This is a genomic window from Sulfuriroseicoccus oceanibius (assembly GCF_010681825.2).
GTDB classification, from domain to species: domain Bacteria; phylum Verrucomicrobiota; class Verrucomicrobiia; order Verrucomicrobiales; family SLCJ01; genus Sulfuriroseicoccus; species Sulfuriroseicoccus oceanibius.
On record NZ_CP066776.1, the window covers coordinates 343,594 to 365,302 of the forward strand.

21 protein-coding genes and 2 tRNA genes are annotated in these 21,709 nt (G+C 59.5%); 10 read left to right on the plus strand and 13 right to left on the minus strand.

What is annotated here, in order from left to right; translation table 11 throughout:
- Positions 1–9 precede the first annotated feature (9 nt).
- Together G3M56_RS01370 and G3M56_RS01375 are read right to left on the minus strand one after the other, a co-directional pair.
- Entirely contained in the window at positions 10–912 is a 903-nt protein-coding gene (locus G3M56_RS01370; RefSeq protein ID WP_164363971.1) for an ADP-ribosylglycohydrolase family protein, read from the minus strand.
- 50 nt (positions 913–962) lie between these two features.
- Positions 963–1,784, minus strand: coding sequence for a glycerophosphodiester phosphodiesterase (locus tag G3M56_RS01375; RefSeq protein WP_164363968.1), 822 nt, complete (start codon positions 1,782–1,784; stop codon positions 963–965).
- 277 nt (positions 1,785–2,061) lie between these two features.
- Here G3M56_RS01375 and G3M56_RS01380 point away from each other — a divergent pair, with 277 nt between their 5' ends.
- Complete coding sequence (locus tag G3M56_RS01380; protein ID WP_235203520.1) at positions 2,062–2,205, plus strand: helix-turn-helix domain-containing protein; 144 nt, start codon at positions 2,062–2,064, stop codon at positions 2,203–2,205.
- A 3-nt stretch (positions 2,206–2,208) separates the two neighbouring features.
- Here G3M56_RS01380 and folP read toward each other — a convergent pair whose 3' ends face one another.
- The gene (folP, locus tag G3M56_RS01385) at positions 2,209–3,078 is read right to left on the minus strand and encodes a dihydropteroate synthase (protein WP_235203521.1); all 870 of its coding nucleotides are present in this window, start codon (positions 3,076–3,078) and stop codon (positions 2,209–2,211) included.
- Positions 3,079–3,091: 13 nt separating this feature from the next.
- Complete coding sequence (locus G3M56_RS01390; protein WP_235203522.1) at positions 3,092–3,907, minus strand: histidinol-phosphatase; 816 nt, start codon at positions 3,905–3,907, stop codon at positions 3,092–3,094.
- A gap of 246 nt (positions 3,908–4,153) precedes the next feature.
- On the opposite strand from G3M56_RS01390, the gene G3M56_RS01395 reads away from it, so the two are divergent.
- Entirely contained in the window at positions 4,154–5,227 is a 1,074-nt protein-coding gene (locus G3M56_RS01395) for a phosphate acyltransferase (RefSeq protein ID WP_164363966.1), read from the plus strand.
- Between the two features lie 109 nt (positions 5,228–5,336).
- Here the strand turns inward: G3M56_RS01395 and rnc are convergent, their stop codons facing one another.
- Together rnc and G3M56_RS01405 are read right to left on the minus strand one after the other, a co-directional pair.
- Entirely contained in the window at positions 5,337–6,053 is a 717-nt protein-coding gene (gene rnc, locus G3M56_RS01400) for a ribonuclease III (protein WP_164363964.1), read from the minus strand.
- A gap of 101 nt (positions 6,054–6,154) precedes the next feature.
- Positions 6,155–6,229, minus strand: a tRNA-His gene (locus G3M56_RS01405).
- A gap of 240 nt (positions 6,230–6,469) precedes the next feature.
- Between G3M56_RS01405 and G3M56_RS01410 the strand changes: the two genes are divergently transcribed.
- Entirely contained in the window at positions 6,470–7,243 is a 774-nt protein-coding gene (locus G3M56_RS01410) for a sensor histidine kinase (protein ID WP_164363962.1), read from the plus strand.
- A gap of 90 nt (positions 7,244–7,333) precedes the next feature.
- Here G3M56_RS01410 and hemL read toward each other — a convergent pair whose 3' ends face one another.
- Positions 7,334–8,641: a glutamate-1-semialdehyde 2,1-aminomutase gene (hemL, locus tag G3M56_RS01415; RefSeq protein WP_164363960.1), complete on the minus strand. Its 1,308-nt coding sequence runs from the start codon at positions 8,639–8,641 to the stop codon at positions 7,334–7,336.
- A 37-nt stretch (positions 8,642–8,678) separates the two neighbouring features.
- On the opposite strand from hemL, the gene G3M56_RS01420 reads away from it, so the two are divergent.
- The 3 genes from G3M56_RS01420 to G3M56_RS01430 all read left to right on the plus strand — a co-directional run bounded on the left by G3M56_RS01420 (position 8,679) and on the right by G3M56_RS01430 (position 9,786).
- A complete protein-coding gene (locus G3M56_RS01420) occupies positions 8,679–8,876 on the plus strand; it encodes a hypothetical protein (RefSeq protein ID WP_164363958.1) in 198 nt (65 codons plus the stop codon).
- 35 nt (positions 8,877–8,911) lie between these two features.
- Entirely contained in the window at positions 8,912–9,646 is a 735-nt protein-coding gene (locus G3M56_RS01425; protein WP_164363956.1) for a hypothetical protein, read from the plus strand.
- A gap of 66 nt (positions 9,647–9,712) precedes the next feature.
- Positions 9,713–9,786: transfer RNA gene (locus G3M56_RS01430), tRNA-Cys, on the plus strand.
- Between the two features lie 1,558 nt (positions 9,787–11,344).
- Here the strand turns inward: G3M56_RS01430 and G3M56_RS01435 are convergent.
- Together G3M56_RS01435 and G3M56_RS01440 are read right to left on the minus strand one after the other, a co-directional pair.
- Positions 11,345–11,767 carry a hypothetical protein gene (locus G3M56_RS01435; RefSeq protein ID WP_164363954.1) on the minus strand — a complete coding sequence of 141 codons (423 nt, stop codon included), beginning with the start codon at positions 11,765–11,767 and terminating at the stop codon, positions 11,345–11,347.
- 258 nt (positions 11,768–12,025) lie between these two features.
- Complete coding sequence (locus G3M56_RS01440) at positions 12,026–13,000, minus strand: transposase (protein WP_164363952.1); 975 nt, start codon at positions 12,998–13,000, stop codon at positions 12,026–12,028.
- 343 nt (positions 13,001–13,343) lie between these two features.
- On the opposite strand from G3M56_RS01440, the gene G3M56_RS01445 reads away from it, so the two are divergent.
- The 4 genes from G3M56_RS01445 (at position 13,344) to G3M56_RS01460 (ending at position 17,594) form a co-directional block, all read left to right on the plus strand.
- Positions 13,344–14,009, plus strand: coding sequence for a TetR/AcrR family transcriptional regulator (locus tag G3M56_RS01445; protein ID WP_164363950.1), 666 nt, complete (start codon positions 13,344–13,346; stop codon positions 14,007–14,009).
- 6 nt (positions 14,010–14,015) lie between these two features.
- A complete protein-coding gene (locus tag G3M56_RS01450; protein WP_164363947.1) occupies positions 14,016–15,332 on the plus strand; it encodes an ABC1 kinase family protein in 1,317 nt (438 codons plus the stop codon).
- A 36-nt stretch (positions 15,333–15,368) separates the two neighbouring features.
- Positions 15,369–16,049 carry an SDR family NAD(P)-dependent oxidoreductase gene (locus tag G3M56_RS01455; RefSeq protein ID WP_164363945.1) on the plus strand — a complete coding sequence of 227 codons (681 nt, stop codon included), beginning with the start codon at positions 15,369–15,371 and terminating at the stop codon, positions 16,047–16,049.
- A 102-nt stretch (positions 16,050–16,151) separates the two neighbouring features.
- The gene (locus G3M56_RS01460) at positions 16,152–17,594 is read left to right on the plus strand and encodes an SLC13 family permease (RefSeq protein ID WP_235203523.1); all 1,443 of its coding nucleotides are present in this window, start codon (positions 16,152–16,154) and stop codon (positions 17,592–17,594) included.
- A 24-nt stretch (positions 17,595–17,618) separates the two neighbouring features.
- Here G3M56_RS01460 and G3M56_RS01465 read toward each other — a convergent pair whose 3' ends face one another.
- From G3M56_RS01465 to G3M56_RS01480, 4 genes are all read right to left on the minus strand, one after another.
- On the minus strand, positions 17,619–17,852 hold the full coding sequence (locus tag G3M56_RS01465; RefSeq protein ID WP_164363943.1) for a YgdI/YgdR family lipoprotein: 234 nt from the start codon (positions 17,850–17,852) through the stop codon (positions 17,619–17,621).
- Between the two features lie 143 nt (positions 17,853–17,995).
- Entirely contained in the window at positions 17,996–18,325 is a 330-nt protein-coding gene (locus G3M56_RS01470; RefSeq protein ID WP_164363941.1) for an HU family DNA-binding protein, read from the minus strand.
- 50 nt (positions 18,326–18,375) lie between these two features.
- Positions 18,376–19,296 (minus strand): ribonuclease HIII, encoded by a 921-nt coding sequence (gene rnhC, locus G3M56_RS01475; RefSeq protein ID WP_164363939.1) that lies wholly within the window; start codon positions 19,294–19,296, stop codon positions 18,376–18,378.
- A gap of 53 nt (positions 19,297–19,349) precedes the next feature.
- Positions 19,350–21,581 carry a transglycosylase domain-containing protein gene (locus tag G3M56_RS01480; RefSeq protein WP_164363937.1) on the minus strand — a complete coding sequence of 744 codons (2,232 nt, stop codon included), beginning with the start codon at positions 21,579–21,581 and terminating at the stop codon, positions 19,350–19,352.
- Positions 21,582–21,709: the final 128 nt, after the last annotated feature.

Here is a 21,709-nt window from a genome sequence, read left to right on the forward strand (position 1 = left end):
CGGATCGGCTCACGTCTTCCTCGGTAGCTCTTCCCTTACCTCGAGCCAACGCCCGGGAATCCTCTCCCGCCCCGCGTAAGCCGTCACCATTCCACCAATGATCGCGCAGTTGGTGTCACAATCCCCGCCCACCTCGATCGCGCTCAAAATCGCTTCCTCGTAGTCAGCCAGGCAGCGCGTCGCATTCCAAACGCAAAACGGCACCGTATCCTGCGCGGAGACCTCCGCTCCATTGCCCAACTCACGGGCAGCGACCTCCGGAGGAACCTCATCCAAATCCCGCGCCACCTCCAGCATCCTTCGCACACGGCTCTCCGGAGTGTGCTCCAGCACCGAGTCCCACATCAATTCCGCTGCCTGAGTGGAAGTCATTCCCCTCGCCCGAATACCTGCTGCGGTTGCCACCGCCACGGCGACCGCCCCCGCGATTCCTTCCGGATGATAATGCGTCACCCGGGCCGACCGCGTCGACTGCCGCACCACATCGGCCAAATCGTCCGCAAAATACGCCCCCAATGGAGCCACACGCATCGCAGCCCCATTCCCGTACGAACCGCTACCAAACGCATGTTTAGACACCTTCTCCCACGGTGAACCCACACCGATCTCCTCCAAAATCCGCCGCGCCATCTTGCCATAGCCGCGGTCCGGATCCCTCTTGAACCGGGAAGCAAAAGCCCACGCCAGCGCGCTTTCATCCACACTCTTGAGCAACGACAACGACTCACACAACGCGATCGCCATCTCCGTGTCATCAGTGAACCTCACGGTTCCAGCCGCGATGTCTTGAAACCCACTCAGCCGCCGGCTGTCGTAGTAGCGATAACTCAACGCCTCCCCCACGGCATCTCCCACCGAGAGTCCCTCCAAAACTTCATAGGCAAGTGCCAGCCTTTCGTGATGCGGACGCATAACGCTTCAATGCAACACAACCAGCCCCGGCGGCTGAACCAAAATCTTCACTAATGATCCAGGCGTGCTGCCTCACCATCCGCCAACGCTCCGACCATCGTCGCCGGCACATTGGTCGTGATCGATTGCACGCCCCACTCCGCCAGTTGCTGGGCGCGCGCGGGATCGTCCTCGGTCCAGACGTGGAACTGATAACCAGCCTGCCGCACCTCGCGCACAATCGACTCCTTGAGTCCCGCGGATTTCGCGCTGCAGCCGTCCGCTCCAATTTCCTTCAACGTGGCCAGCACGGACTTCACCGACGGCTTGGATCTCCCGAGCCAGTTCCGCTCGAATCTTAACAACCAGTGCGCTGTGATTACGGGCGCTGCACGCTTCACCGCCGCCACCACCTCGGCATCAAACGCAATCACCACGACCTGGTCGTCCGCCAGCCCGGCGGCTTCCAAATCGCCCATCAACGCCGGCACAATCTCCGGCCCGCATTTGATCTCGACCACCACGCGCTTGCCCACAGGCACGGTGGCAAAAACCTGACGTGCCGAGGGAATCCCCACCGGGCGATCATCCGGAGCCACCGGCCCCACGATTTCCAGCTGCTGCAACTGCTCCCAAGTGGAATCCTTCACCACCAGCTTGCGCCCTGTCACCCGCTGAGTGTCCGCATCGTGAATGCACACCACCACGCCGTCACTGGTCATTCGGAAATCCCCTTCAACCGCCCCCGCCCCCTGCTGCCACGCCAGCTCGAATGCGGGCAACGTATTCTCCGGCGCCTCCGCGCTCGCACCTCGATGCGCCACCACCAGCGGACTCGCCACCGACAGCGATACTCCTGCCAGCCCCAATGCCCCCAAGATTCTCATCATCATCCACGCAAACTACCTCATTCCGTCCCCCCAACGCACGCAGGATCTGCGGGGCATCAAAGTAAACCGTCCCTCTGGGACGAAGCCCTCTTGCTCGCAGAACCGGAGGTTAAAACCTCCGGCTAACCAATAACACGTCACTTCGCGACGCCATCACGCACTCGCACGACTCATACAGCCACGTTGACACCACCCTATAACGCCATGGCGCGGGCCATCGGTGTTGCCCCCCCGTGCGATCAACGAAATCGTCCATGGCAAACGGTCTATCACACCGCAGATGTCGATCCGATTCGGCGCCTTCTTCGGACAATCCCCCGAGTTTTGGCACGGGCTCCAAGTCGAATGTGATTTCCGCGCTCTCCGTGGAAAGGTCGAAGAACTGACCAAAGACATTCCACGAGCCGAATCCCTGATTGCGTAAGCATCACCGGAAATCCCGCACCGCGCAGAGGGTGGCGACGGCCTGGCACCCGGCGGGCACGTTGTGCATTCGGAAAATCGCGGCACCACCGGCGATCCCCGCTTCGATTAGCGCGATCGTTCCAGCGTCGCGGGTCGTAGCGTCCGGCAGGTCGAGCACACGACCGATGACCGACTTGCGTGACACCGGCAGCAGCCACGGATAGGCGAACTTTGCCGTGAGTTCGCCGAAGCGCTTGAGCAGTGTCAGGTTGTCCTCTCGCTGCTTGGCGAAATCGATCCCAGGGTCGAGCACGAGAGCACCGCGCGGCACTCCTGCCGCGACCGCCGACTCAATGCGCGCGGCAAAGAACGCATCCAGCGCTGCCATCACATCGTCGTACGCTCGATGGGTTTGGGCCACTTTCGGCGCCGCAGTGGTGTGCATGATGAGCAACGCCCGCCCGCCGGCTGCGCAAAGCCGCGCATTGGCATCGTCTTCCAGCCCACCGATATCGTTGAGCAAATCCCAGTCGAGATCGTTGATCGCCTCAACCACGTCTGGACGCCAGGTGTTGATCGCCACCAGCGGACGCTCGTCGACACCCATGGCAGCGGCAACCTCTTGCCACCGCACGAGGAACCCGCGCAGCCGCACGATCTCCTCCTCCACCGTGATGGGCTCGCGGTTGGTCCGGGCAGACTCCGCACCGACATCGATAATCCCCGCTCCATCAGCCACCATCCGCCGGGCCCGACGCACAGCCTCCTCGGGGTCGAGCGTCCCGTCGTTGCAGAACGAATCGTCGGTGACATTCAATATCCCCATCACCAACGGCCGCTCAAACGTGAGCTTACGGTCGCTGTGCGGAATGAGCAAAGAGGGAACAGACATCGCTCGGGATGGGTTAAGCAATTTCAATCAAGCTACGTTCACGTTTGGTGAACCGCGCCAAATGCCGGATCCCCGAACGTTTCGCCAACTCAAGTGCACGCTCAAAGTCGCGACCGATCTCGGACGGCGCATGGGCGTCTGATGAAATCACAATCGGCAACCCGGCCTCACCCGCGAGCTCGAGAAACCGCTGGTGCGGGTACTGCTCGGCGCACTCTTTGTGCCAACCCGCCGTATTGATCTCAAAACAGACATCGGCCTCGACCATCGCCTCGATCACCGGAACGAAGAACCGATCGAGATCACCGCCCGGCACATCGCCGAACTTTTTCACCAAATCCGGATGCCCCAGGATGTCGAAGCGCTTGCTGCGGATCATTGCCACATAGCAATCCCAGTACCGCTGCCACGTCTCCTCCGTCCCATTGGCGGAAATCCGGGACGCCAGACGCGGGTCGTCGATCGCCCATTCGCGGTCGATGTAATGCACGGAGCCTATCAGATAATCCCAGTCGGCATACGCGGCGAGCTGGTCGAGCCACGGTTCCTCACCCACGAGGAAGTCACATTCCATCCCGAGCTTCACCTTGAACTCAGCCGGAGCCACCTTCGCCACAGCATCCGCAGCCGCCCGAACCGACTCGATATAAAGGTCGAGTTTGTCCATCTCCATACGCCAGTCATCGTGGATCGTCGGCGACGGGTTGTGGTCGGAAGCTCCGTATTCCGCCAGCCCTCTCTCCACCGCCGCCAATGCGTAATCGGTTGGCGTACCTTCGGCGTGATGGCACAGGGTGTTGTGCGTGTGGTAGTCGGTGAGCTGCATCATGGATCGAACTTGCCCAACACCGCGCCCTCACGCAACCGCGGATCGCCTCACCTCCGCCCGGCGTCATCACCCCACCTCCGACGCGAATCCAACAATTACGTGCGATGAATCCAATTTTCAGCGTGGCAATCCCGTGCGAATCTGATTGAGTCTTTCTGCCTCACTTTGATAGTGACTCCGGCAAACCGAGTGGCACCCCTGCAATCCCCCCGCAAATTGGGGCCAAGCCATGACCGACTCACGACCATGACAGACTTCGCTTTTCCAAAGCCCAACCGATTCACCTCGCAGTTGTTCGACAAACTGAGCCGGCACCCGAAACGTGTCGTTTTCACCGAGGGCGAGGACATCCGTGTCATCCGCGTAGCTGCCGAATGTGTCCGTCGCGAGGTCATCGCACCCATTTTGCTCGGACGGATCTCCGAGATGAAGCGCATCGCCGATGAACACGGCGTCAGTCTGTCGATGGTCCGTTTGATCGAACCCGCCGAGTCCTCGGACTTCGGGCTTTTCTGCGACCGCTTCCGCCGCATGGAGCGCTACCGCAAAATTTACGCCTCGGAAAAAGACGCGTCCGGCTTCATGTCACGCCCGGCTTACTTCGGCGCCATGATGGTGCAATACGGTCAGGCAGACGCCCTGGTCGCAGGTAACCAGGTGGCTCCCATTTCGGTTTTCCGTCCGCTTTTGCAGATGATCAAACCGCTCGCCACCGTGCCAGCCGTCTACTCCACCATCGTCATGGTCGACGACCGCGAGTCCCTGCCAAAAGACCGCATTCTCTTCCTCTCCGACTGCGGGATCAACCCGGAGCCAACCGCGGAACATCTCGCCGCCATGTCCGTCGAGACCGCACGCCTTTGCCGCCACCTGGAAGGACGCAGCCCGCGCGTCGCCATGCTCAGCTACTCAAACAAAGGCTCCGCAGTCTCCACCAGCACCCGCAAAATGGAGGCTGCCACCGCATTGGCCCGCGAGCTCGCACGACGCGAATTGGTCGACCTTTCCATCGAAGGGGAAATCCAGGCCGATGTCGCATTGGTCCCAGCCGTGGCCGCCAATAAAGTCCCGAACTCCGTCCTCGGTGGCGCTGCCGATGTGCTCATCTTCCCGTCACTCGACGCCTCGCACATCGCCTACAAACTGCTGACACACTTTGCAGGGCTCAAACCCTACGGCCAAATCATCCAAGGCCTCACCCGCCCGGCCGCACAGGTTTCCCGCTCGGCCTCTGAGGAACAAATCCTCGGAACCGCAGCAGCCGTCGCCGTCGAGGCGATCGAATACCGCAAGCTCTATGGCGGTGACGACGAGGTTTGATTCTCACTCCAAACAAAGAAGGCGCCGTGCATCACGGCGCCTTTTTTTTGCTTTTGAGAGTGCTGGGTTCGTCGAAGTCCCCCGGAATCAATTACCCTATGAGCCGAGTCTAGCTGGCAGCTTCAGATGCCTGTTCCGACTCCCACACGCGCAGTTCGAGCGCGGATCTCGCGGCATCGGTCTCGGCAATCTTCTTGCTCGGCCCCTTGCCACTTCCCAGCGTCATGTCATTCCAACGCACTTCGGCTTCGAAGGTCTTGTCATGATCCGGGCCCGACTCCGCTACCGTCACATAGGAAGGCCCCGCGTTACCAATGCTTTGCAGCACCTCCTGCAGCTCCCCTTTCGGGTTGGTTTCCATCAATTGGTCTTCCTCATCGGAAATCGCATCCAACTCGGGGCGGCAAATGCTGACAATCACCTCGCGCACCGCATCCAGCGAGCTGTCGAGATAGACCGCTCCAATCAGAGCTTCGTAAGCATCCGCCAAAGTCGACGAGCGCTGACGGCCACCATTCGCTTCCTCACCTTTGCCCAACAACACAAAGTCACCGAGGGAAATACGATCGGCAAAAACACGCAATCCGGAACGCGATACCAGACGCGCTCGCAACTTGGTCAAACGCCCCTCGCGAAACTGCGGAAACCGACGATACAACTCCTCTGTCAGCACCAACTGAAGAACGGCGTCCCCCAAAAACTCCAGACGCTGGTTGTCGAAATGCGGCTTGATCGACTCATACGCAAGACTGGGATGCGTTAGAGCCTCTCCTAACAAGAGAGAGTTGCGGAACTTGTAGCCAAGTTGTTGTTCGAGCGTCTTCATTGTGTGGCAATCGTTGACTGCATTAACCCGACCAGGATCATCCTATCCAGAGAAAACTCTGAACATCCTGGGGGGCGAAGATCCACTCACCGGTAGAAAAATGGGGTGACTGACGGGGCTCGAACCCGCGACAACCGGAATCACAATCCGGGGCTCTACCACTGAGCTACAGTCACCATCGACATCAACACAACCAGAGCGGCCGGTCGAATCCGATTCAGGGAGTTGGAAAGTAGTCGTAGATTTAAGGATTTCCAGAAAAAAATGCAGCGTTTTCCACGCGCCACGCGAATGAAGAAATACAATCCCCCACCAATCCCTCATGATGAACAAGTTGCAAAAACGCACCGCGATCGAAAATTCGGCAAGGTTCAGCGCCCCCCAGCGTCCACGGCCAGCACCCGCCCCACCGCATCATGACCACCCTGACCGACACGTCGACTGAAACCTATATCCCTGCCCCCTCTCCGGCCCTGGGGACCGGCGAGGTACACGCCTACTATGAGTCGTTGCTCAAAGGACTGACCCAACGCGTCGACAACTATTCTTCATTGATCCAAGGCTACGGCAGTCTCGCATTGATGGACGACAACGTGGATCCCGAGCTCGCCACGAACATCGAGCGCATGAAGCAGGCCGGCGAGGAAACCTCCCGCCTCATGGGTCGCCTGCTCACCTTGGTCAATTGCCCCAGAGCAGTGCGCCAGGAAGTCCACCCCAATACCTTTTTCCCCACGCTGGAACGCGGCATCCGGCAACTAGGCGACAGCTACGGCACCGCAATCGCCATCTCAATCGCCCCCGGACTTCCGGCAATCAACGCGGACCCGTCCAGAATCTGGGAATGCCTCGCCGAATTGCTCCGCAACGCCTGCGAAGCATCCCAGGGAATGTCCGACAAAGCAGTCGCCTTCGACGTCGTCCAAGCGAAGGACTCGCGTGGGCGCCGCCTCGATGAAGTTCACGCCATCGTAACCAACTCGGGAGCGGACATCCCCGAGGACGTCATCAGAGACGTCTTCCTTCCCTTTCACTCGACCAAATCCTCGCAAGCGCCCGACCATTTCGGGTTGGGCTTGCCGGTTGCTGCAGCCTTGGCTCAAAGCATGGGCGGCCACATCGACTTGATGTCGGCGAACTCGACGACGAAAGCACGGCTCCGCCTGAAAACCTGCAGGCCGCACATGTAACGTGTGCGGATACCGCCTGGTTCCGCCAGGTTACCGCACCAGCCTCCCGGAATCCTCCGAGGAGGCTCATTTGCGTTTCCGCCGCTGGGACTACGAGAGTAGCGCCTTGCGCAGGCCCGCCTCCACGACTTCCAACGTGTGATCGATGTCCGCCTCGCTGTGGGCGCAGGAAATGAACCCGGTCTCGTACGCCGACGGAGCGAAGTACACCCCGTCCGCCAGAGTCGAATGGAAGAAGGTATTGAACACAGCCCCATCCGACGCCATGGAGTCCTGCAGGTTACGCACCGGCTTCTCGTTGAAGAACAAACAGAACATGGATCCGACACGGTGCAGCGTCAGCGGGCGACCGATGTCTGCAAGGATCCCGCGAAGCCCGGCTTCCAAACGCGCTCCGAGCTTCTCCAAGTGAGCGTAGCCATCGATACGCTCCATTTCGCGCAACTGGGCGAGCCCCGCGGCCATTGCCAATGGGTTTCCACTCAGTGTTCCCGCTTGGTAGACAGGCCCGAGAGGCGCGAGACAATCCATGATCTCAGCGCGCCCGCCGAAGGCACCAACCGGCAGCCCTCCACCGATCACCTTGCCCATCGCCGTCAGGTCCGGAGTGATACCGACCAACTCTTGCACACCACCCTTGGCGACGCGGAAGCCGGTCATCACCTCATCGAAAATCAACACCGTGCCGTTCTTGGTAGTCAGCTCACGCAGGAACGCGTGGAAGCCCTCGTCAGGCAGGATCAACCCCGCATTGGCAGGAATCGGCTCGAGGATCAGCGCTGCAATATCCTCTCCCTGCTCGGCAAAGACGCGCTCCAATGCTTCGCGATCGTTGAATGGGACGACGATCGTCTCGGCGGCAAAGCCCGCAGGCACGCCAGCAGAATCCGGAGTCCCCTGGGTCAGCGCACCCGATCCGGCCGCCACCAACAACGAATCAACATGCCCGTGGTAGCAGCCGTCGAACTTCACCACCTTCGAACGTCCGGTGTAGCCTCGGGCCAAGCGAATAGCCGACATCGTAGCTTCGGTGCCCGAATTCACCATGCGCACTTTTTCCACCGACGGCACCCAATCGCGGATCAGCTCGGCAATTTCGACCTCGTATGGGTTGGGAATCCCGAACGACACACCATTGGCAGCAGCCGTGCGCACGGCATCGACGACAACATCCGGAGCGTGACCAAGAATGGCAGGCCCCCAAGTGCCGACATAATCGAGCAATTCGCGTCCATCCACATCCCAAACGCGCGAGCCCTTGGCGCGATCAACAAAAAACGGGTTCCCTCCCACGCTGCGGAATGCACGCACAGGCGAGTTCACTCCGCCTGGGATCAGGGTCTTGGCTTGAGTGAACAAATCAGCGGACTTCGGGCCTTGGGTCGATGGCTGGGACATAATGAATAATCAGTAGGGTCTGCGTGTCGTATCCAACATGGCAAATTTCCGCGCAATTTCACCACCAATCCCGTACATCCACGGATTAATCCGCAACGGGAAGCCACGTCCGCGTCATCACAAGAAGATCCCGGCACGCCGGCTTGTCGAGCTCCCAGCCTTCACCATCCCACTGACCAACCGGGCGATCGCACGCCAACTCCAAGCATCTCCTCGCCGCCGCCGCTCGATTTGATAGGCTCACTCACAGCAACCACCCACCGCTCATCTATGAAGTTCGCCTCGTTTTTCCTCATCGCGCTCTCGCTGGCTCTCACCTTCTCCTCCAGCGCAAACGATCGCCGCTCAGACATCGAACGCTCGAAGCTAATGCGCGAACCCGGCGCCCTCTACCTCGAGGACCTCACGCCCAAGCCCAAGAACCGGATTGAGTTGATCATCCTCGAACCTGCCCAGGCCTACGGCGATACCAAGGCCCAACGCCAACTTGGCGTATTCCCCCGCAACCGTGTCGTCGAACTGATCGCGGTTTCCGAGTTCGCCTACAAAGTGCGCGGGCAAGCCCGCAACGGCCGCCTCGCCGGCTGGGTCTCGAAAAAGCTTGTCGGATCCAAGGACAAAGACCTGGAGACCAAACTTAATGCCGTGATCAAACGCCACCAACTGGTCGAAGAACTCATCGCCAAGCGCCAGATCGCCATCGGAATGACACCCGAGGAGGTCAGCCGCGTCCTCGGCACGCCGACCCGCAGGGAAAGCAAACTCACCACCAAGGGCCAGCAATCCGCCTGGGAATACATCACCTACGACACCATCACCCACTTCGAATACCTGCGCGATCCACGCACCGGCCAGACCTACAAACGGGCCGTCAGCACAGAGAAAGTGGAAACCGGCAAAGTCCGTGTCGAATTCACCGATGGCGTGGCCACCGCGATCTCCGAAACCGAGGACGACCCAGCCGCCGGCGGAGTCAAAATCATTCCCGTTCCATTTATCTGGTGATGAACCGTTGACATCCCGCATTTCGCGGTTATGTCTTTCTTCCCTGACCGGCAACACCCGGTCAACGGCGAGATAGCCAAGTGGTAAGGCACGGCTCTGCAAAAGCTGCATCGCGGGTTCGATTCCCGCTCTCGCCTCCAATTTTCTAACCCCCTGGTATCCAGGGGGTTATTTTGTTCCCAGAAACAACCAGACCGCCCCATGTCAGTCATATGTCAGTTGTTTCCGTCCACGCTCTGCAACGTTCGGTGAGGCCTGAGTAGATATTTTCCCTGTCGACATCCAACACACGGAGCACAGCGACCCACTGGACCACCGGATTGCACCCGGCAATCCCTCAGTCGCAGGACTACGCTGAAAGACCAGCCCCCGAAGAGCCGCGATCACTGCGCCCGGCTCCACCTGCAATCAAAAGCAGTGATTCTCACTGCACTCCAAGCATCCCACCACGGCCCACAGGCCTCCCATCGGCCGCCCACCGCTGGGCTGTCGACATCCACCACACGGAGCGCGGCGACCCACTGGACCACCGGATTGCACCCGGCAACCAAACCAAAGGAGCGCCGCGACCACTTCCCCCTAAAACATAACAACCTAAAACCATCCTCCCCCCCACTGCGCACGGAGTGATTCAGGACCCGCACAAATGCCACTGACTTTAGCCCCAGCGCCATCAAGCCCCCGCTGAAAGCGAGCCTCATAACAGCCTGGGGTCAGCGAGCCTAAGCGAGCGCCACCCCAGGTAGACCAGCGCCCCCAAACATCGGCCGAGCGTACGATTCCACCAAGGCGCAGCAGGCTCCCGATGGCCGCAGGAGAACACGACGACGCACCTCAAGTTAGTGCCATTCATGCCTGTCTTGGTTCTATCCTCAACACAGATACGCCCGCCGCACGCAGCGGCTGATGCAATGCCTCGCCGCGCAAGCGGCACCTTACCTCTGGTTTCCGGAGGAGGAAACCACACTAAGCATGCACGAAGTGGAGCGCAGTTAATGGTAGAACGTGTCCTCCTCCGGTCGGACGGTGAGGTTTCGAGCCGTCGTCATGTAAACGATAACGCCCGAAACCGCCCATCAGATCCCAGAAAATGCCTGTCCCGGTTTTATCGCTAACGCCGTGCTGCTGCAACCGCACTGGAGGCACAGCCAGCAACTCGAACCTGCCGAACCCATCGTAATCCCAGCGACCACAGCACACAGCTAACAGAAGAGAATCAACTACATCATAAATTTTGGTGAAACAGAGGACGGCTCTGCTGGGAAGCAACCGCTCCAAGGGATAGCCAGAACCAAGGGCGACAGACAAAAAGGTCGCTACACAAACCGGGGAGCACACCATCCGACTGCGGTCAGAGGGTGTGCTCCTATCTGCATCATAATCCAAAGCACACAGCACCGCGCAGCCGCGCACCTACTGTCTGGAGCCCTTGGGCATCCCTCAAAAAATCCACCCAAAACGCACCCAAGCCACCACTCAAATGGCCGCTCCCATCATAACCGCCATCCATCCCTACGATCAGAATGGAACCAAAACACGATCAGAGCATGGAAATTTCACGTGAATCGAACGACATCAATTAGGAAATACCGCTCGATATCAAAGTGGCGCGTAACACATACTTCCGAGCTTTTTCGCCGCTTTCATACCATCCGACACGCCGCCAACCGGCGAATCGGACTCACTTGACACCTGCAGTCAATTCTCTCTCCTTAAAGTTGCAGGTAAACGAAACTCCTGATCGTCCTCGGTCCCCTCTATCCCGTCCTCCCCCCTTGACAACACATTCACACCCGTCTCATTGACCGACACCTTAAGCGCCCTTCCCCAACCGTCTTCGATCAGTTCCTCCTTATTACCCAACCTTACGAAACGTACTCCCCCTTCGCACTGAATAGCAAGATACTCACCGGTCACCAGAACATCATTTGATTCCACGTATTTCGTTCGAACAATATTAGCACTCCCCCGGGTAGCCCCAATTGCCTTGTAGCGCTCCCGTTCTTGAGCCATCGCCTCTTGATGCCCAGCGTCGCCACAACTCGAGCCGACACAAACAACCACTCCCAAAAGAGCCCCTGCCAGCGCCAGCTTGCTATTCAAATACTGATTCAATTTCACAGCCAGCATACACTACATTATCTTCTTTCCCGTTTTCATCGCAACTGACACGACACTCCGAACCAATCGACTCTAGATGATTATTAACAATCGCCATATACTTTGAACAACTATGCAAAGTTCCTAGATGGGTCGAGATATTCTGGAAATCCCTCGCATTATACTGGCGACTCTTATTCGGGAAAATCCTCCTCGAGAATACAACACTTCCAAACTGAGCCGGCAAGTAAAACCGTAAAACCGGGACACGCATCATTTCTAACCGTCGCTGAAGTACATCAGCACCGCAGGGCGCCGGCCGCAGAACCATTTGCGCCCCACTCGCACAGCCGCTTTGGCCAGCAGACTCAAATTCGCGGCAACCAAATGCCACGCCCCGCCAAAGCGCTCGACGCTCGCCACCCAGTTCGCCGCATCCAGCTCCAGCCGCTCAAGGATTGGCGCAATTCCCGGGTCGATCGCTCCCCGTTTGTCGCTGCGGATCCGACGCCCGGTCACATCCACCAGCGCGAGATACTCCTCAAGGCTCACGCCCCACGTCCCGTGTTCGTGATCCAGCGCCACCGAACCGATCGGCGCCAGCCACTCCGCCCCGGCAATCGCCTGGCGCGCACAGTTCAACTCCGCCCGCTGCTCCTCGGTCGGCTGCTCCGCCCTGCCCGCGGCCGCCACCACCTCGCGGGCCACCTCGGCCTGAGCCCGCACCGCCACACTGGTGAACGCACTTTGCTCCGGAGTCGCCGCCACCCGCGCCCGGACCGGGTTCAAATCCACATACACCAAACAAGCCGCCACCGCCCCCTCGTCGTCGAGCCGCTGTGACTTGAAACGCCCCTGCCAGAACACACCGGTCACGCCATCTTCCTTGTTAGACGCGCGGGCAATCGGCTCCTTCACGTACTTCATCACCCACCCCAGATCCGACAACCGAGAACGCCACAGCGCCACCTTTTCCTTGTTAGACAAAATCCCGGCCAACTCCTCGTCACTCGGCCCGACCGCATCTCCGGCGTCGTTGCGGGTGTGCGGGTAAAGCCGCAACCAGCGGTCGACCACCTCGCGGTCCGTCCACTCCCTCGCCCGACTGACCTTGGTTTGCAGCACGACGTGGAAGTGGTTTTCCATCACCGCATAGCCGTAGACAGCGATGGCAAAGGAGTCAGCCGCCGCTTCCAACCGATCGACCACCCACTGCCGCCGGTGGCTGAAATCCTGCCCAGACGTGGCATCCACGCCGCACAGATACGCCCGCCGCACGCAGCGGCTGATGCAATGGTAGAACGTGTCCTCGTCCGGTCGGACGGTGAGGTTTCGAGCCGTCGTAATGTAACCGATAACGCCCGAAACCGCTCCTCAGATCCCAGAAGATGCCTGTCCTAGTTTACTTAATACTTAACAAGCGACTTCCGAGCTCATTCGGAAGTCGCTTTTTTTGTGTCCCTGCCCTGAGCCGCAGACAGGCAGATCCGTGTCGTCGCCCGCTCACCCAGACGTAATGGAATATCCCTCCGTCGTCCCGCCTCTCCATAATGGTGCATTGCGCCACCATAGGTTTCACCGACACCCCCACGACGTCATGAGCAAGACCACGAAAGCAAAAAAGGCAGCCAAGGATCCGAAGTCAGAGATCGACCATCAGTACTGGCACCTGCTGCTGACTGAAGGCAAACGCCCCGCCAGCGTCTATGCCTTCACCCAGCAAATCGGTATTGATGAGGCAGAGTTCTACAACCACGCAGCCAGCTTCGACGCGTTGGAGGCTGCCTATTGGGAACAACTGGTCACAGAAACCATCGACGTGCTCGAGTCCGACGAGGACTACGCCAGCTACGACAGCGAACAAAAACTGCTCGCGTTCTTCTACACGTTCTTCGCCCACGCCCAAAAGAACCGCTCGCGCCTCGTCAGCTTCTTCCCGCGGCCGGGAGCGAACAAAACCATCGCCCTCATGCGGCGTAAGTTCCTCGATTGGGCAAAGTCCGTGATCGAGCAGGGCGTCGAGGAAGGCAGCGTGGCCGACCGCAAGAAACTCACCGAGAAATACCCTCAGCTCTTGTTCGAGCAGTTCCGAGGCATCATCGAGTTCCATCGCAAGGACCAGTCCCACGAGTTCCAGGATACCGATGCCCTGATCGAGAAGAGCGTCCGCTTCGGCGCCGACGTCGCACGCGCCGGCACGCTCGACTCCGCCTTCGACCTCGGGCGCTTTTTGCTCCGCCGCTTCACTGTCCCTCGTTCTTAACCGGCCATGAAAGAACAAACCAAGATTCCCAAGAACAAGGTGAGCCGTGCGGGGAAGCTCGCACGCACCGGACTGCAGGTCGGCGTCAATTACCTCAAGCACAGGGCAAAAGAGTCCCTCACCGGCGACTCTGACAAATCCGCCTTCCACGAGACCACCGCCCGCCAAACCTACGAGACGTTCAGCGAACTCAAGGGCGGCCCGCTCAAGCTGGCGCAAATGCTCAGCCTCGACCGTAACCTCATCCCCGCAGCGTACGCCGATCAGTTCTCCCAAGCCCACTACAGCGCTCCACCGCTGACCTATCCGTTGGTGGTAAACACATTCGGCAAGGAGCTCGGGAAGCGGCCCAATGAACTCTTCGACACCTTCTCCAACAAGGCGATGTCCGGAGCATCCATTGGCCAGGTTCACAAAGCCGAACTCGACGGCAAGAGCTACGCAGTGAAAGTGCAATACCCAGGCGTGGCAGACAGCTTGAAGTCGGACCTCGCCATCGTGAAACCGATCGCGATGCGGCTCTTCCAGCTCGACTCCAAAGCGCTGGATCCCTACATCCGCGAAGTGCAGGAACGCCTGCTGGAGGAAACCAACTACGAACTCGAACTCGAGCGCTCGCAGGATCTTGCCGACCGCTCGGCCCATCTCGCGCATACCCGGTTCCCCGCCTATTTCCCAGACCTCAGCAGCCGACGCATCCTTACCATGGAATGGGTGGAGGGCGAACAACTCGACGTCTACGCCAAGTCCGCCGCTCCGCAGGAGGAAAAGCAGCGCATCGCCCAGGCCATGTGGGATTTCTACCACCATCAGATCCACGAGCTGCGTTTGTTCCACGCCGACCCACACCCTGGTAACTTCAAAGTCCACAACGGTGAGCTCTGGGTGCTCGACTTCGGTTGCACCAAGGCACTCGACGACACCTTCTACAGCGACTACTTCTCGCTGATGAACCCAGAGGTGTTAGGTGACGACGCGCTCTTCCGCGATGCGCTTCACAAGATCGGCCTGCTGCTCGACACCGACAAACCGGAAGACAAAGACAAGCTGACCGCCGTGTTCCGCGAATCCGTCGAGCTACTCTCGCGGCCGTTCATGAGCGATGCCTTCAACTTTGGAGACCAAAGCTACTTTGACGAGCTTGCGGCCTTCGGCGAGCGCACACGCCTCGACCAAGAGCTCAACAAATTGAGCACGTCCCGAGGAAATGCACACGCACTCTACCTCAACCGCACCTACTTCGGCCTCTACAACCTGATCGGCAGCCTCGGCTCCACCATCAAGGCCACGCTGCCGAACTATGCGCCAACCCGTGCCGCGTGATCGTACCACCATGGTAGACCACAACCTCTCCACCCCATGAGCAAAACCATTCTCATCGTCGGCGGGTCCCACGGCATCACCGAAGCCCTGTGCGATCAGTTGTCCGCTGCCGGCCACCACGTTCTCACCGCCAACCGCTCAGGCTCCGGCGACAACCACCAGAGCTACGACGCCACCAGTGGCGATTCGCTGGACGTGCCCGACCAACTGGACGGACTCGTTTACGCTCCGGGTTCGATTACGCTCAAGCCCTTCCACCGCCTGACCCAGGACGACATGCTCGACGAGTTCAAACTCAACGCACTCGGTGCGGCATCGGCCGTCCAGCAATGCCTGCCCGCACTGAAGAAGTCGCCGGCAGCCTCGGTCGTACTTTTCTCGACGGTCGCGGTTCAGACCGGGCTTCCGTTCCATGCGTCGATCGCCATGGCGAAAGGCGCTGTCGAAGGGCTTACCCGCTCACTAGCGGCGGAACTGGCTCCCAAGATCCGCGTCAATGCCATCGCCCCGTCCCTGACCGACACGCCATTGGCTGAAAACCTCGTGAACTCAGAGGCAAAGCGCAAGGCATCCGCCGAGCGCCACCCGCTTGCCGCCATCGGCAATCCGGAGGATGTCGCGGCACTCGCCAAACTCTTGCTCTCAGAGGAATCCAAATTCATCACAGGCCAAGTCCTTCACGTCGATGGCGGACTCGGACGACTGCGCCCGCTCTAGGGGAATCAACACGCGGAGCCACACCACCGCAAACCCTCTATCCCACTGAGGATCAGGCACAATTGCCGATCGTGCTTGTCTCATGGCGCCAGATTTGAGTGGATGGACCTTGCTATGGTCAAGGACACCGAGAGCGGAAGTCACAAGCAAGTTGCAGCCGGCGGCAGCCGTTGGCGCAGTGGCTGGTTCATCGCACTAGCCGTCATTTCGTTTCTCGTTCTACGCAGCGAACATGTGTTATCCGTTCCGGCAGATTTTGAGAACCCGGAGATGATACGCACCGGCCTGGCGATTTTGGCGGCAATCGCAGTTCTCTGGTTGAGCGAGGCGCTCCCTCTGGCAGCAACCGCTGTGATGGTCCCCGTACTGGCGGCACTCACAGGCGTGATGGATGTCGCCAGCGGCTTTGCCAACTTCGCCCACCCGCTCATTTTCCTCTTCCTCGGAGGATTCGCACTGGCCGCAGGTCTAGCCCGCCACTCGCTCGACCGCTGGCTCGCTCAAGGAGCCCTGAGGCTTGGCAAAGGGCACTTTTACCGCACCGCCGCGATCCTCTTCGGGATTGCCGCGGTGCTTTCCATGTGGATCTCCAATACCGCCGCCACCGCGATGTTGGTCCCCGTTGCCCTCGGCATCCGCGCCACGCTCATCGCCGCCGACGGCCAGGAAGCAGCCACGCGGACCACGCCGTTCCTGCTGCTGGGACTTGCGTATTCAGCCAGCATCGGCGGACTGGGCACGGTAATTGGCACCCCGCCGAACGCCATCGCCGCCGCCAAGCTCGGGCTCTCATTCACCGATTGGCTGGCGATCGGCCTGCCATGCGTCGCGTTGCTGCTCCCCGCCCTCTTTCTGATGCTTCTGGTGGTGCTCCATCCGGGAAAAGTCGGCGCCATCAAAATCGTCCACGAGAACCTGAAAATGACCGGCCAGGCGTGGGGCATGCTGGTACTGTTTGTCGCGGTCTTAACTTGTTGGTTGTTCAGCCGACAGCTCGCTGACTTCTTCGGCGTCACCAAGCATTTCGACTCCCTCATCGCTGTGGCCGCCATTGGTGCCATGGCCGCCACGCGTCTCGTCGGCTGGCGCGATATTGAAAAAACCACCGACTGGGGAGTGCTGTTGCTCTTCGGGGGCGGCCTCACATTGAGCAAAATCCTCTCCACCACCCAGGCCAGCCTCTACCTCGCCAACAGTGTCCGCGATGTGACCGCGGGCTGGCCATTAATTGCCTTTGTCGGAGTGCTCGTGTTGTTCGTCATCTTCCTCACCGAGCTCTCCAGCAACACCGCTACCACCGCGCTTTTGGCTCCGATCTTCGCCTCGGTGGCCATTGATATGGGCGTGGAACCCGCGCGTCTGGTTCTACCGCTGGCGGTCGCCTCATCCTGTGCGTTCATGCTTCCGGTAGCGACCCCACCAAATGCCATCGTCTTCTCCTCCGGACTGATTCAGCAGAAGCAAATGATGCGCGCCGGGGTCGTGCTCAACCTCGTCTTCGCCGCGCTGCTCACCCTGCTCAGCTCATGGCTCTTCGGCCGTTGAGCCACACCGAGCCCCACCTGTGGCTCAACGCGGGTAAAACCGCGCCACCTCCGAGGCATCCACCATCCGGTCCTTCTTCTCACCACAGCGGAAGCGGTAATAGCCCGTCTTCTCGTGCATCGTCGGCTCATCGATCGAGTACAACTCACGCCCGTCCTCAAGCACGATCACGTGCGGCGTGGATTGGCATGCGCACAGCCCCCACACAGCGCAGGTGAACAAAGAGAGCAGACAAAAGCGAATCAGACGAACGGACATGGGGCGCCGACCATAAGGAAGTCATCTCACCCGTGACAAGCCCGATTCTAGCATCAGCTCGAATTTCATCATGGATATAAAAAAGGCCGCCTCCAAGGATCTGAATCCCCGGAGGCGGCCTGAAATTTGTCAGCCTCAATGGCTTAGTCGATGACTGGCTGCGCCCCTTCGACGCGCTCTTTCATCTCCTTACCAGGCTTGAACTTCACCACCGAGCGCGGTGGGATCACCACATCGGTACCTGGCTGGTTCGGGTTACGGCCGATTTTCTTCTTCGTCCGGCGGACTTGGAAGGTGCCGAAATTGCGCATCACGACCTGATTGCCGAGCGCGAGATGATTGGTGATGTCATCCATGGTGTACTGGATCACATCGAAAACTTTCTGCTGGGTGAGACCGGTACGGTTAGCGATCTCGACGACCAAATCACGCTTGGTGATGGTCTTGGACTTGATGGAATTTTCGTCAGACATTCAGGTGAAATAAATGAATTCGATTGGCGCCCCTTCCTTACTCTCTGAGCTCAGTTCGTCAACTGAGAAGCCGTCCGAAAATGCAATTTCGCCACACTTTCAAGAATCTGAGAACCTTCACGCTCAACCAGTTGCCGACCAACCGTCAAAACCTTGGGACCGGCTCCACGAGGCATCATCACACGCTGATCCGTGCTCGCTCGATCCATCCATCGGACGAAATGATCGCGCGCCAGGATCGACGCAGCAGCCACAGCCACATCACTTTCCGCCTTCGTTTTCTGCTCCAATTCGATAGCAATCTTCTGTCTACCTAACGCCTGTTTAAGTACCCTTGGATTGGCAAACTGATCGGACAACGCACGCGGACAATCGGGACGCTTTTGATGCAAATTTGCGATCACCGTGGCGTGCCCCCAGGCGAGCATTTGGTTCAAATTGCCGAACTTCGCGTAGAGGCGGTTGTAGGTTTCCGGCCGCAGTTCCAGCACGTCGTATGCGATGCCTGGGGTTTCGCGGATCTTTTTCGCCAGATCGCGGATCTTGCGGTCGGACTTGATCGCTTTCGAGTCCTGCACCCCGGCGGCAATCAACCCGGCCGCCATCGATTCATCCGTATACACGCCAGCCACCACCAGCGGCCCGAAAAAGTCGCCTTTGCCCGACTCGTCGATGCCAAAATGCGGCGCGTTCATTTCCGGGTTGTGCACCGCTTCATAGCCGATCACCGCCTTGCCCGTGATCTCCGGCTCGAGCACGAACTCGAGGAATTCGCGCGTTCCCTTGCCTTGGATCAGCACCTTTGGCCCCTTCTCGTACACGGTCACATTCACATTCTCCGACTTCTTCGCCGCCGAATAGATCGAGTACGGCTTGGCGGAGAATGTGAAGCCCTTGCGCTCAAGGATCCCGCGGAGTTTCTCCGCCTGATCGAGCGTAAGCGGTTCGGTATGACTGGTCGGTCCTGACATGAGGGCAAGCCATAGCACATCCCACCGTCCCGCGCGAGGACGGCGGGCGCAGATTAGCGGCTGAATGTGCGCTCCAACCACGAGCGCTGGTTGTCATGCTTGTGACCGCACGCACGTGCCGGCTTCAAATCCTTTGGCATCCTCGTGTTGGTCTCGAGCCCCGCCTGGCGGCAGAACTTGGTCGCAAGCAGACCGCTCTCACGGCACAGCGACACACTCACAAGATCGCGGCCAAAGCCAAGTTCGCCCATCGGGTAACCATTCTTCTGAGCCGTCAGCATGACCTGGGTCCAAACCGGCAACGCCAAGCGCGATCCATAGCCCCCCCCGATCGTGCGCTGGTTCTGGTCGAGCCCGACCCACACCCCGGCAGTCAACGATTCGGTAAACCCAACAAACCACGCATCGCGGTAATCATTGGTCGTTCCGGTCTTGCCGCCCGCCGGCGCGCGGAAGCCCAAACTCCGCGCCCCAACTCCCGTACCACCTGCCATCATCGCCTTCTCCAGAACACGGCCGGTCAGCTGCGCCGCTCCGGGAGCAATCACCGACGATCCCATCACCCCGGAATTGTAGACAATCCGCCCATCGCGCGTGCGGATCTGGCTGATCACAAACGGCCGGTTCTTCATGCCTCCGTTCGGGAAAACCGTGTAGGCGCTGGTGATATCCTTGAGCGTCGATTCAAAACTACCAAGGAAGATGGACGGGCCATTCGGCAGGTCATAGCCAAGCCCCACCGCATCGGCGGTGTACTTCACATCTTTCAGCCCGGCATAGTTGCCTACGCGCACGGTCATTGTGTTGCGCGACTTGATCAACCCGACCTCCGCCGGCTGGATCCCCATGTACTTGCCATCCGAGTTCGACGGCCGCCACGATCGCGGTGCCCCCTGAATCTCGCCCGGACGGATCGGCCCGTCGTCCACCCGCTGATACTGAAGCATGCCTTTGCTGAAGGCAGTGGCATAAACCATCGGCTTGAAGATCGATCCGACCTGTCGCTTAGCTTGAATGGCGCGGTTGTACGAGCTGTCCCGCAAGTCCCGCCCACCGACGATGGCACGGATCCCTCCGGTTTTGTTGTCGATCACCACCACCGCACCTTGCAGGTAGCGCGGCGCGGTCCGCACACCATTGCGCACCGCGGAATGAAAGTCCGCCTTCTTCTGGTGACGATAGCCCGGCAACGCTTCGATGCTCTCCAAGTGACTATTAAGCGATGTCAGCGCAGCACTCTGCAGGTCCGTGTCCAACGTCGTGAAAATCTGCAATCCACCTTCCACAGCGAGCTCGTCGTCCAAGAGCAAATCGAGCTCACGCCGCACGATATCCAGCGCGTACGTGTCGTTGATGATCCGACGCTCCGGCGGGCGGATGTGGACCGGCGCCTTCTTCGCGGCCTCGGCTTCCGCCACAGTCAGCGCCCCCGTGTCGACCATGCGGTCCAACACCTGACGCATCTGGTCCTTCGCCGCGTCCAGATTGCGGAACGGCGAAAACGGCGTAGGCCCACGGATAATCCCAGCCAACATCGCAGCTTCCGACGTGGTCAAATCCCTGGCCGGCTTCTCAAAATAGACCTCACTCGCCCGCTGGATGCCGTAGATCCCACTGCCGTAGTAGATCAAATTCACGTACGCCTCGAGCAGCTGATCTTTGGAATACATCGCCTCAAGCCGCCGCGTAATCATCACCTCCAACAACTTGCGGTGGTAGGTCTTGTCCTTGAGCCCAAACCGGTTGCGCGCCAACTGCATCGACAAGGTGCTCGCCCCCTGGACGTTGCTCATCTCCTTCACGTTGCGGATCGCCGCACGTACGACGCCAAAGTAGTCCACCCCGCCGTGCTCGTAGAACCGACTGTCCTCCCGCGCCAACAGGGCATCGATGAACACAGGAGAAACCTCGCCAAGCGGGACGGTCTCGCGGTTCTCTCCATGCAGAGAGCCGATCTCACGCCCTTTGACATCGAGGATCCGAGAGCGCTCGGGCATCCTCGAAATGTCCGACAAGTCATAGGATGCAGCCATCCGGGCGTAGACGAACAACACCACCGCCAAGCCGAGAAAGCCCAGGATTCCGGAAAGCAGCGCAAGCCGCAGGAAGCGTTGTTTGAACGAGCCCTTTTTCCGGCGTGCGGCCGGGCGCTTGCGGCGCGCACGTTTGGCGGGAGCCTTACGTTTCGCTGCCTTCTTTTTGGCACCACCACGCGAACTGGCCGCCTTCTTCTTGGTGGTAGATTTTTTGCGCGTCGTGCGTTTGCGAGGTCCGGGGGCAGCCATGTCGCGCATAGGGAAGCGGATATGCGGGGTGCGGTCAATCGGATACCCGCTCGCGGAAAATTCGACGATGGGATTTTTGGCAATGAGAGAAAGTCGCACGCCCCCCACAGAGGCAGGGTTCCTATCCA

What these genes read in the sequence shown, in the direction of transcription:
- hemL (WP_164363960.1), bottom strand. Translation starts at nt 8,641, where the DNA reads ATGTCCCAGCCATCGACCCAAGGCCCGAAGTCCGCTGATTTGTTCACT.
- G3M56_RS01380 (WP_235203520.1), top strand. Translation starts at nt 2,062, where the DNA reads ATGTCGATCCGATTCGGCGCCTTCTTCGGACAATCCCCCGAGTTTTGG.
- folP (WP_235203521.1), bottom strand. Translation starts at nt 3,078, where the DNA reads ATGTCTGTTCCCTCTTTGCTCATTCCGCACAGCGACCGTAAGCTCACG.
- G3M56_RS01375 (WP_164363968.1), bottom strand. Translation starts at nt 1,784, where the DNA reads ATGATGATGAGAATCTTGGGGGCATTGGGGCTGGCAGGAGTATCGCTG.
- G3M56_RS01395 (WP_164363966.1), top strand. Translation starts at nt 4,154, where the DNA reads ATGACAGACTTCGCTTTTCCAAAGCCCAACCGATTCACCTCGCAGTTG.
- G3M56_RS01425 (WP_164363956.1), top strand. Translation starts at nt 8,912, where the DNA reads ATGAAGTTCGCCTCGTTTTTCCTCATCGCGCTCTCGCTGGCTCTCACC.
- G3M56_RS01460 (WP_235203523.1), top strand. Translation starts at nt 16,152, where the DNA reads ATGGACCTTGCTATGGTCAAGGACACCGAGAGCGGAAGTCACAAGCAA.
- G3M56_RS01420 (WP_164363958.1), top strand. Translation starts at nt 8,679, where the DNA reads ATGGCAAATTTCCGCGCAATTTCACCACCAATCCCGTACATCCACGGA.
- G3M56_RS01445 (WP_164363950.1), top strand. Translation starts at nt 13,344, where the DNA reads ATGAGCAAGACCACGAAAGCAAAAAAGGCAGCCAAGGATCCGAAGTCA.
- G3M56_RS01450 (WP_164363947.1), top strand. Translation starts at nt 14,016, where the DNA reads ATGAAAGAACAAACCAAGATTCCCAAGAACAAGGTGAGCCGTGCGGGG.
- G3M56_RS01370 (WP_164363971.1), bottom strand. Translation starts at nt 912, where the DNA reads ATGCGTCCGCATCACGAAAGGCTGGCACTTGCCTATGAAGTTTTGGAG.
- G3M56_RS01410 (WP_164363962.1), top strand. Translation starts at nt 6,470, where the DNA reads ATGACCACCCTGACCGACACGTCGACTGAAACCTATATCCCTGCCCCC.
- G3M56_RS01470 (WP_164363941.1), bottom strand. Translation starts at nt 18,325, where the DNA reads ATGTCTGACGAAAATTCCATCAAGTCCAAGACCATCACCAAGCGTGAT.
- rnc (WP_164363964.1), bottom strand. Translation starts at nt 6,053, where the DNA reads ATGAAGACGCTCGAACAACAACTTGGCTACAAGTTCCGCAACTCTCTC.
- G3M56_RS01465 (WP_164363943.1), bottom strand. Translation starts at nt 17,852, where the DNA reads ATGTCCGTTCGTCTGATTCGCTTTTGTCTGCTCTCTTTGTTCACCTGC.
- G3M56_RS01455 (WP_164363945.1), top strand. Translation starts at nt 15,369, where the DNA reads ATGAGCAAAACCATTCTCATCGTCGGCGGGTCCCACGGCATCACCGAA.
- rnhC (WP_164363939.1), bottom strand. Translation starts at nt 19,296, where the DNA reads ATGTCAGGACCGACCAGTCATACCGAACCGCTTACGCTCGATCAGGCG.
- G3M56_RS01390 (WP_235203522.1), bottom strand. Translation starts at nt 3,907, where the DNA reads ATGATGCAGCTCACCGACTACCACACGCACAACACCCTGTGCCATCAC.
- G3M56_RS01480 (WP_164363937.1), bottom strand. Translation starts at nt 21,581, where the DNA reads ATGGCTGCCCCCGGACCTCGCAAACGCACGACGCGCAAAAAATCTACC.